Origin of the sequence: Sporomusa sp. (assembly GCF_035561155.1) — a bacterium.
GTDB lineage: Bacteria > Bacillota > Negativicutes > Sporomusales > Sporomusaceae > Sporomusa.
Genome location: NZ_DATMYD010000118.1, coordinates 18,138 through 27,028, shown reverse-complemented (window position 1 = coordinate 27,028; position 8,891 = coordinate 18,138). Strand labels below are relative to the sequence as shown.

At 43.7% G+C, this 8,891-nt stretch carries 8 protein-coding genes; 6 read left to right on the top strand and 2 right to left on the bottom strand.

Translation table 11 applies throughout. From position 1 onward, the window contains the following. Positions 1-363 precede the first annotated feature (363 nt). Positions 364-1,212: a class II fructose-bisphosphate aldolase gene (locus VN447_RS16065; RefSeq protein ID WP_325526353.1), complete on the top strand. Its 849-nt coding sequence runs from the start codon at positions 364-366 to the stop codon at positions 1,210-1,212. A gap of 65 nt (positions 1,213-1,277) precedes the next feature. On the opposite strand, the gene VN447_RS16060 is transcribed toward VN447_RS16065, so the two are convergent. Then, positions 1,278-1,667, bottom strand: coding sequence for a hypothetical protein (locus VN447_RS16060; RefSeq protein ID WP_325526352.1), 390 nt, complete (start codon positions 1,665-1,667; stop codon positions 1,278-1,280). A 77-nt stretch (positions 1,668-1,744) separates the two neighbouring features. Then, a complete protein-coding gene (locus VN447_RS16055) occupies positions 1,745-1,924 on the bottom strand; it encodes a hypothetical protein (protein ID WP_325526351.1) in 180 nt (59 codons plus the stop codon). A 99-nt stretch (positions 1,925-2,023) separates the two neighbouring features. Between VN447_RS16055 and VN447_RS16050 the strand changes: the two genes are divergently transcribed. The 5 genes from VN447_RS16050 to pheT all read left to right on the top strand — a co-directional run bounded on the left by VN447_RS16050 (position 2,024) and on the right by pheT (position 8,788). After that, positions 2,024-3,391, top strand: coding sequence for a TrkH family potassium uptake protein (locus VN447_RS16050; protein WP_414714920.1), 1,368 nt, complete (start codon positions 2,024-2,026; stop codon positions 3,389-3,391). A 12-nt stretch (positions 3,392-3,403) separates the two neighbouring features. Further along, positions 3,404-4,066, top strand: coding sequence for a TrkA family potassium uptake protein (locus VN447_RS16045; RefSeq protein ID WP_325526350.1), 663 nt, complete (start codon positions 3,404-3,406; stop codon positions 4,064-4,066). Continuing rightward, the gene (locus VN447_RS16040) at positions 4,063-4,875 is read left to right on the top strand and encodes an RNA methyltransferase (RefSeq protein ID WP_325526349.1); all 813 of its coding nucleotides are present in this window, start codon (positions 4,063-4,065) and stop codon (positions 4,873-4,875) included. The genes VN447_RS16045 and VN447_RS16040 overlap by 4 nt, the downstream gene beginning before the upstream one ends. Before the next feature lie 439 nt (positions 4,876-5,314). After that, entirely contained in the window at positions 5,315-6,337 is a 1,023-nt protein-coding gene (gene pheS / locus VN447_RS16035; RefSeq protein WP_325526348.1) for a phenylalanine--tRNA ligase subunit alpha, read from the top strand. A gap of 21 nt (positions 6,338-6,358) precedes the next feature. Then, positions 6,359-8,788, top strand: a complete 2,430-nt coding sequence (pheT, locus tag VN447_RS16030; RefSeq protein ID WP_325526347.1) for a phenylalanine--tRNA ligase subunit beta — start codon at positions 6,359-6,361, stop codon at positions 8,786-8,788. Positions 8,789-8,891: the final 103 nt, after the last annotated feature.

Below are 8,891 nucleotides of genomic sequence, written 5' to 3'. Positions count from 1 at the left end.
CCATAGATTGTTGTTGTTGAATCATTTGACTCACCTGCTCCCTTTAATACCTTTATTATACAGGAAAAAAGGTACAGCCTCCTCAGTTTTCTTGAGGGTCTATACCTTTTTAAGTATTAAAGGGACTTCTTCAGTGGCCTCAATAATTCCGGGAGTTTTTTTGTGTCTTAGTGTATAATATTCATAAATATTGGAATTAATAGTAATCAAATCCAGTAAAGAAATGATAGTTGCTGAAAAATTTGATTTTTTAAAATTTTAGTATAATTAGCAGGTTTTTTTAGGGTAGTGGCGAATAAAATATATAACAAAATTTACTAGAAGTTAATACTGGCTTACTATAACAAAAAGGAGGAGTTAACCTTGGCCCTTGTAACAATGAAAGAATTACTCCAGGATGCAAGAAAAAGAAAGTATGCAGTAGGCGGTTTTAACGTATTTAATTTTGAGACTTTAGGCGCTGTTATTGAGGTGGCAGAAGAACTAAAAACTCCCCTGGTGCTTGGCATTCCCGAGCGTTTGTTTAAATTTGTCGATGTTGATACTCTTAGTGCGGCAATGATTAGAGGTGCCCAAAAGGCTTCTGTGCCTGTTGCGCTCCACCTTGACCATGGTTATACTTACGAAGGGGTAATGAAAGCCATTCGCTGGGGATTTACTTCAGTTATGTTTGATGGTTCCGCTCTGTCATTCGAGGACAACTTAAAACGAACAAAGGAAATTACCCGCATAGCCCATTCTCTCGGTGTTTCGGTCGAGGGTGAATTGGGCTATGTTAGTTGTTACGACAATGTAAAAGACATAAATGAGGAAAATTTAGTTAAACCGGAAGTTGCCCATAGTTTTGTGGAAAAGACCAGGGTTGATGCGTTAGCTGTGGCAGTAGGGACCAATCACGGGGTGTACCGCGGCGGCCCTAAACTTAATTTCTCCCGTCTGTCTGAACTTAACAATACGGTAAATGTACCGCTCGTTATGCACGGTGGTTCAAAACTCAGTAAAGAAGATTATCAGAGCTCAATTCAGTCTGGCATAACTAAAATTAACATTGCAACAGATATGTCAATGGCCGCCGGCGAAACGATCAAGGCCGAGCTTGCCAAAAACCAGTCTGCCAATTATATTCATCTAATGTCTATGGTAAAAAAAGGTGTTAAAGATTCAGTTCGCAGATACATGTTATCTTTTGACTGTATCTCTAAAGCAATATAGGCAACGAAAAAATCATTTAATACCCCCGGTGCGTAGCAACCGGGGGTATTTATCGTCTTATCGTATTAGACTTCGCCACCATTTTGTTTAATAATATTAACTGACTCCTCGACACGAGATTCAGGAACAAAGGCGATAAGGGAAAAGGCATGTCCGCCAGCCATGCCATAGCCTCGTGAACTCATTCCGCTTACGGACGGATCGGCTGCCATGAGTACTCGTTCGGACTCGTTAGACTGATTGGAGGTATTCATTGAGAAAAGAGTGAGTCCGGTTAATGTTTCGGCAAGATTAGCAGTTGCATCATTACGCTGAGTGTCAAAAGTTACGCCAAACCGGCTGACTCGTTTAATATGATTATCATGTAAGCCACTTGCGGCTAATGCATCTACCGCTGCTTGCGCCTTAGTACTGGAAGGAAAGTAGGATATGATGGTTTGCTCCTTTTCTTGCATAAACTATCCTCCGGTATATCAAGATAATGTTGGTTTTGGAAAACGCTCTAAAGGAGTGATTATATGAATAATGTGAATTAATCTTTCATATATGGCGGTTCAGGGTTGTTCTCACTGTATTCAGGTGGCTCATTACGCAGTTTATCCTGAATTTCACCTGAGGTTACCGCCCGCTTATAGTTGACATCTGGTGTGTTAGAAATATTTTTGTTAAAAATGTGCTGCATCGTTGCTCCAGAATCTCCTGATGAACTCAAAGTATCACCTCCTGTAAAATAGTTTATCCAGAATCTTGTTTAGTTTTCCTAATTTGGGTATAATTTTTAAAGTATACTGGAATTTAGAGGTGGAATATCTTGGAAGTAAAAATTGCCAACCTACTGGACATCGCTCAATGGAAGCTTACCCCGTACCAGATTCTTGTGATTGGATTTGCTGGGCTGATAATGGGCGGAACACTGTTATTAATGATGCCTATGGCATCGGCGACAGGACAAGGCCTGAGTTTTATTGATGCCCTGTTTACCGCTACATCAGCCGTCTGCGTAACCGGCCTGGTAGTGGTTGATACCGGTACATATTTTTCGCTGTTCGGGCAACTTGTTGTTATAAGTCTAATTCAGGCCGGCGGTCTCGGAATAATGGCTATGTCCACACTTATGGCAATGCTTATTGGTAAACGGATTAATTTAAGACAGCGGCTAATTATGCAAGAAGCTTTGAATCAGCTTACAGTATCTGGAGTTGTACGATTGACCCAGTATATTATAAAGGTGACTTTGCTGATTGAGTTTATTGGCGGTACAATTTTGGCTCTCCGGTGGTATCAGGATTTAGGGGTTAAAGGTATTTATTTTGGCTATTGGCATGCTATTTCATCATTTTGTAACGCGGGGTTTGACTTGCTTGGAAGCGTAACCGGCAAGTTTTCCAGCGCAACCGGCTATGTGGACGACATTGTGGTTAATATCGTCATTTCACTGCTTATCATTTTAGGAGGTATTGGTTTTACAGTCATCGCCGATGTGTGGACAAATCGACGATTTTGTATGTTTTCTCTTCACACCAAAGTGGTTCTTGTTACTACCTTGTTTCTTATTGTTTTTGGTGCGGTAGTGATTTTTCTGCTCGAATACGATAACCCCGGTACCTTGGCAAATTTATCCTGGCAAGGCAAATTACTGGCCAGTTACTTCCAGTCAGTGACGCCGCGTACTGCAGGCTGGAATACTGTTGATTTGAGCAAACTTACTGATGCTACCCTGTTTTTTATGGTATTGCTAATGTTTATTGGCGCGTCACCGGCTTCAACAGGCGGCGGTATAAAAACTTCGACAGCAGGGGTTATGGCGGCCGCCATCTGGGCGCTAATCAGAGGCAGGAATGATGCTGAACTATTTGAACGGCGAATTCCTCAGGCGATCATTTATAAAGCGTTTTCCGTCATGCTGCTTTCGGCTATCCTCGTTATTTTTGTGACAATGATGCTAAGTATTACAGAAAGCCAACCGTTTATTAAGTTGTTATTTGAAACAACCTCGGCTTTCGGAACAGTAGGTCTATCAGCTGGGATTACACCAGGCTTGACAACCTCAGGAAAGTTTTGGCTTATTCTAACGATGTTTGCCGGTCGAGTCGGTCCAGTTACACTAGCCTTAGCGTTGGCACTAAAAACCCGTAAAGGCAATTTGCAGTATCCGGAAGGTAAAATTATTATCGGCTAAGGAGGAATTATAATGAAAAATAAGAATAAACAATTTGCTGTTATTGGATTAGGACGTTTTGGTACTAGTGTAGCAACCACCTTGTACACACTTGGGTATGAGGTGCTGGCTATCGATTCTGATGAAGATCGGATCCAGAAATTTAGTGAAGAGGTAACTCATGTTGTTCAGGCTGACACCACTGATGAAAATTCGCTCAAAGCCTTAGGTATTCGGAATTTTGATGTTGTTGTTGTAGCTATTGGTGAGGATGTTCAGGCTAATGTTTTAACGACACTCTTGCTCAAGGATCTGGGCGTAAAACATATTGTGGCTAAAGCTCGCAATGAACTACATGGTAAGATGTTGTCCAAAATTGGTGCAGACCGGGTTGTTTATCCAGAGCGTGATATGGGGCAGCGGGTTGCGCACAACCTGGTATCGACCAATGTGTTAGAGTATATTGAGTTATCTCCAGACTTGAGTATCGTTGAAATTACTGCACCTAAAGCGTTGATTGGCCAAAGTTTAGCACAAGCCAATCTACGGGTAAAATATGAGGTTAACGTTGTGGCCATTAAGCGGGGAGAGGATCTTATTGTACCGCCGCAGCCTGATGAGAAGATTAAGACTGGGGATATTTTAATTTTTGTAGGTCAAACCAAGGGGATTCAAAAACTGGAGGAGCTAGAATGATCGAATTCATTTCCAGCCCGGCCAATAAGCTCATTAAAGAAGTTGCTTCCCTTAAGCAAAAAAAATACCGGGATAATCTGGGAATGTTTATGGCGGAGGGACTGCGCATAGTCGAAGAATGCGCTGCCTCTGAATGGCCTGTTCAACTATGTATTTATACTGAAGCGGCTGCAGCCCGCGAACGAACAAGACGTGTGCTTGACAGGCTTACTGCGGCGCAGTGTCGCATGGTAGTAGTGCCTGAAGATATCTATAATAAACTGTCTGATACTGAGCAGCCCCAGGGGATTATGGGGGTGTTAAAGAAAAGACAGGCTACACTTACTCAAATGATCACTCAAAACAATAAAATACCCCTCATAGTTGTTTTAGATGGTATTCAGGATCCTGGAAACGCAGGCACCATTATTCGAACGGCAGATGCCGCTGGCTGTACAGGCGTGATTATACTCAGGGGTTCCGCAGATGTATATGCAGGAAAAACGGTGCGGGCCACCATGGGGTCGTTGTTTCATTTACCTGTAATTGAAGGAATATCCCCTGAAGAGTTGATAGCGGAGCTTAAGTCAGTCAATGTTAACATGCTGACAACCTCTCTACAGAAATCTGATATTTATTATCAGGTGGACTTTAAACGCCCTACAGCTATTATCTTAGGTAACGAAGGGCAGGGTGTTTGCCAGGAACTTATTGAAAAAGCAGATGCATGTCTTAATATACCGCTTGTTGGTCAGGCGGAATCGCTCAATGTAGCTGTGGCTGCAGGAGTCATATTGTACGAGGCAGTAAGGCAGCGGGCAATCTTGTAATTTGCAAAATGCTGTGATATAATACGCTTAGCAATGACGGAAATTGCCATTACAGGCAGAGAGGGTGTGTGGTCTTACGATGATGACCGCCGAATTCTTCTGGAGAATGTTCGAAGCTACCGGTTCCATTGCTGCGTATTTGTGGTATAAACGGCTAATGATGCAATAATTTAATAGTTCGTTTCATTGCAGTGCGATGACGGAGAGAGTATGTTAGCCACGTTTCTACAGGGAGGATGCTGCCAAAGATTGAGAGCGGCGCCGAAACAGCTAGCAGAAGTTCACTTCTGAGTATCCGGACTGAAGAGGTATCTTGTGTAGGTCTGGCGTTTTTTCCGCGTTACTGGAAATTGAGTATAATTAGGGTGGTACCGCGAAATCAAGACTTTCGCCCCTTGGGGCTGAAAGTCTTTTTTATTTTATTCCTTAGGAGGCATGTATGGAACAAGAGCTTAGGGCTTTAAGAGAAACAGCTCTTAAAGAGCTGTCAGAGGTTGCCGGTAAAGAAGCACTTAATGAGTTGAAAGTCAAGTACTTAGGTAAAAAAGGGTTGTTGACAGGCGTGTTGCGCGGACTTGGGGCATTGAGTCCAGAAGAACGGCCGCGAGCAGGGCAAGTTGTTAACGAGGTTAGAAACGAAATTGAGCAAATTATTTCTGACAAGTTTGAGGTTATGAAACAAGCCGAAATTGCCCGGAAGCTGGCGTCAGAAACTATTGATGTAACCTTACCAGGGCGACGGGCTGAACTGGGGCACTTACACCCGTTGACACTCACCTTAAATCGCATTAAAGATACCTTTATGCGATTAGGTTTTGAAATTGCCGAAGGTCCGGAAGTAGAAAAAGACTATTATAACTTCGAAGCATTAAATTTACCCCAGGATCATCCTGCCCGGGATATGCAAGATTCTTTTTATATAACTAAAGAATTTTTGCTTAGAACACACACTTCGCCTGTTCAAATTCGGACAATGCAGTCGGCTGTGCCGAATCAGCCAATTAGAATTATCGCTCCGGGGAAAGTATACCGTCGGGATTATGATGCGACCCATTCTCCTATGTTCCAGCAGGTAGAAGGGTTAGTGATTGATCAAGGAATAAGTTTTGCTGACTTAAAAGGTACGCTGGAGCTATTTTCCAAAGAGATCTTTGGAAATAGCGTAAATGTAAGATTCCGCCCAAGCTTTTTCCCATTTACCGAACCAAGCGCTGAGGTAGATATCTCCTGTGTTATGTGCGAGGGTAAGGGGTGCCGTGTATGTTCAGGTACAGGCTGGCTGGAAATTTTAGGGTCAGGTATGGTTCACCCACGTGTACTCGAAATGAGCAATTTTGACCCGAACAAGGTAAGTGGTTTTGCCTTTGGTATGGGCGTCGAGCGTATTGCCATGCTGACTTATGGTATTGATGACCTCAGACTGTTTTTTGACAATGATATACGCTTTTTACGCCAATTCTAAAACTAGTAAAGGGGGAAAGTTATGAGAGCGTCATTTAAATGGCTTCAAGATTATGTTGAAATAAATGAGACCCCGGAAAAGCTTGCCGATATGCTGACAATGGCCGGAATTCCGGTTGCAGCGGTGGAGCCTTTAGGGCAAAACATCTCAGGTGTGGTTACTGGCAAAGTAATAGAGATCGGTCCACATCCTGATGCTGACAAATTATCGGTGTGTAAAATTGATATAGGAACAGAAGTACTTACTATTGTTACCGGCGCAACAAACGTTCGGCAGGGGCATATAGTCCCTGTAGCTACCGTTGGCGCCAATCTGCCTAATGGGATGAATATCCAGCCAACTAAACTGCGCGGTATGCTATCTTACGGGATGCTATGTTCGACTGAGGAGCTCAACATTGATAACAAACTGGTATCGCCTGAGGCCAGAAACGGCATTTATATTTTGCCTGCAGATACTGCGGTTGGTATAGATATCCGTACTGCGCTGGGCCTTGATGATGTTGTACTTGAGTTCGAACTTACCGCCAATAGGGCAGACTGTTTTAGCATCATTGGTATCGCCCGTGAAATTGCCGTATTAACCGGCGCCTCTTTAAAGAAACCTATGCTCAACCTAAAGGAAACAGGTGTAGAGAAGGCCAATAGCCTCACAAATATACAAATTGCCGACTCCAGCCTATGCCCGAGGTTTGCTGCCAGAGTCTTGACAAACATTAAGGTTGGGCCTTCTCCTGCATGGATGCAACATCGTATCCAAGCAGCCGGGATGCGACCAATCAATAATATTGTCGATGTAACCAACTTTGTTATGCTGGAATTAGGTCAGCCTATGCATGCTTATGACTATAACCTGCTGGCGCGTCATAGTTTGGTTGTTCGTAAAGCCAATCCGGGCGAAAAATTAACCACATTAGACGGCATTAAGCGGGAGCTTGAACCCGATATGCTGGTTATTGCCGATGCGGTCCAGGCTGTAGGGATTGCCGGGGTCATGGGGGGGCTGGCTACTGAGGTAACTGCAAATACGCAAAACGTATTATTGGAAGCTGCCTCTTTTAAAGGAGTCAGTGTTCGTCGGACCTCACGCGCCCTTGGACTTCGCTCAGAGGCATCCGGAAGGTTTGAACGCGGTGTAGATACAGCTAACGTTATTAAGGCGCTTGATCGGGCAGCTAAGTTGCTTGAAGATATGGGCGCATGTCAGGTATGCCCGGGTATTGTTGATGTTTACCCTGATATGCAGCTGCCAAAACAGGTTGCTTTTACCCCTGAACAAATAAATAAGTACTTGGGCACAGACATCCCCGGCAGCACCATGAAAGATATTCTTAAGCGGTTAGGGTTCGACGTTGACGTGTTGGCAGAGAAGATTACCGTAACGGTACCTACCTGGCGCGGAGATGTTACGCTACCAGCCGATATCTGCGAAGAAATTGCAAGGATATATGGCTATAATAATGTGCCTTCGACTACGCCGGCCGGCAGCATGGCTCAAGGCAAACAGAGCTACACACAGACCATTGTAGACAAGATTAAAGCAGTGCTGACAGGCAGCGGTTTTTTAGAAATTATTTCGTTCAGTTTTACTCATCCGGAAGCTTTTGATAAACTAAATATTCCGGAGGGTAGCTCTTTACGCCACGCGATAGAGGTTTTGAACCCCATTACAGATGATTTCCCCATTTTGCGCACCACACTACTGGGCGGCTTGATGGATACAATTGTTCGCAATCTTTCCAGGAAGAATGAGGAATTTAAACTATACGAGATTGGCGCAGTATATCTGCCTGAGAACTTGCCGCTCAAGGAGCTCCCGCAAGAGCCACTCATGCTATGTGGCGCTATTATTGGCAAGCGTCATCCGTTAGCCTGGAACCAGACACGGGATATGGTGGATTTTTACGATGCAAAGGGCAGTGTGGAAGCCATCCTGGAGGGACTGAGAATCGGCGGATACACTGTAGAAGCGGATGTAAATCCGTCTTTACATCCTGGGAAAACAGCCGTAATCAAAAAAGAAGGCGATATCTTAGGAACGGTTGGCGAAGTACATCCCGAGGTGCTCAATGCATATGGAATAAATCGAAAAGTTTATTTGTTTGAGCTAAATGTAGAGGCACTAGTTAAACATGCGGTTCATAAACCTGGTTATCAGGCTTTGCCTAAATTTCCTGCAATTACACGCGACCTTGCGGTTGTATTGTCTGAAAGTGTTCCAGCTGGAGATGTAACGCAAGCAATTATTGCTAATGCCGGTCCTTTACTTAGCTCCGTTCAGTTATTTGATGTATATACCGGGCAACAAGTGACAGCAGGCTCACGTAGTCTCGCTTTCTCACTTACTTTCCGGGCGAATGACCGGACGCTGACAGATGTTGAAATTGATGAACACTACAAAAATATAATTGTCTATCTAGAGAATACGTTTGAAGCGAAACTCAGGGAATAGTTGTCTCTCTAGTAAAAACAAAAAATACTTTACCTGTCTTCCCTTTTGTGTTACACTGTTAACCGGGATGGACACGGCCTGTAAATGTCTGCAACGACTGGAT

Coding starts and splice junctions, on each gene's coding strand:
- pheT (WP_325526347.1), top strand. CDS start 6,359: ATGAGAGCGTCATTTAAATGGCTTCAAGATTATGTTGAAATAAATGAG.
- VN447_RS16045 (WP_325526350.1), top strand. CDS start 3,404: ATGAAAAATAAGAATAAACAATTTGCTGTTATTGGATTAGGACGTTTT.
- VN447_RS16060 (WP_325526352.1), bottom strand. CDS start 1,667: ATGCAAGAAAAGGAGCAAACCATCATATCCTACTTTCCTTCCAGTACT.
- pheS (WP_325526348.1), top strand. CDS start 5,315: ATGGAACAAGAGCTTAGGGCTTTAAGAGAAACAGCTCTTAAAGAGCTG.
- VN447_RS16040 (WP_325526349.1), top strand. CDS start 4,063: ATGATCGAATTCATTTCCAGCCCGGCCAATAAGCTCATTAAAGAAGTT.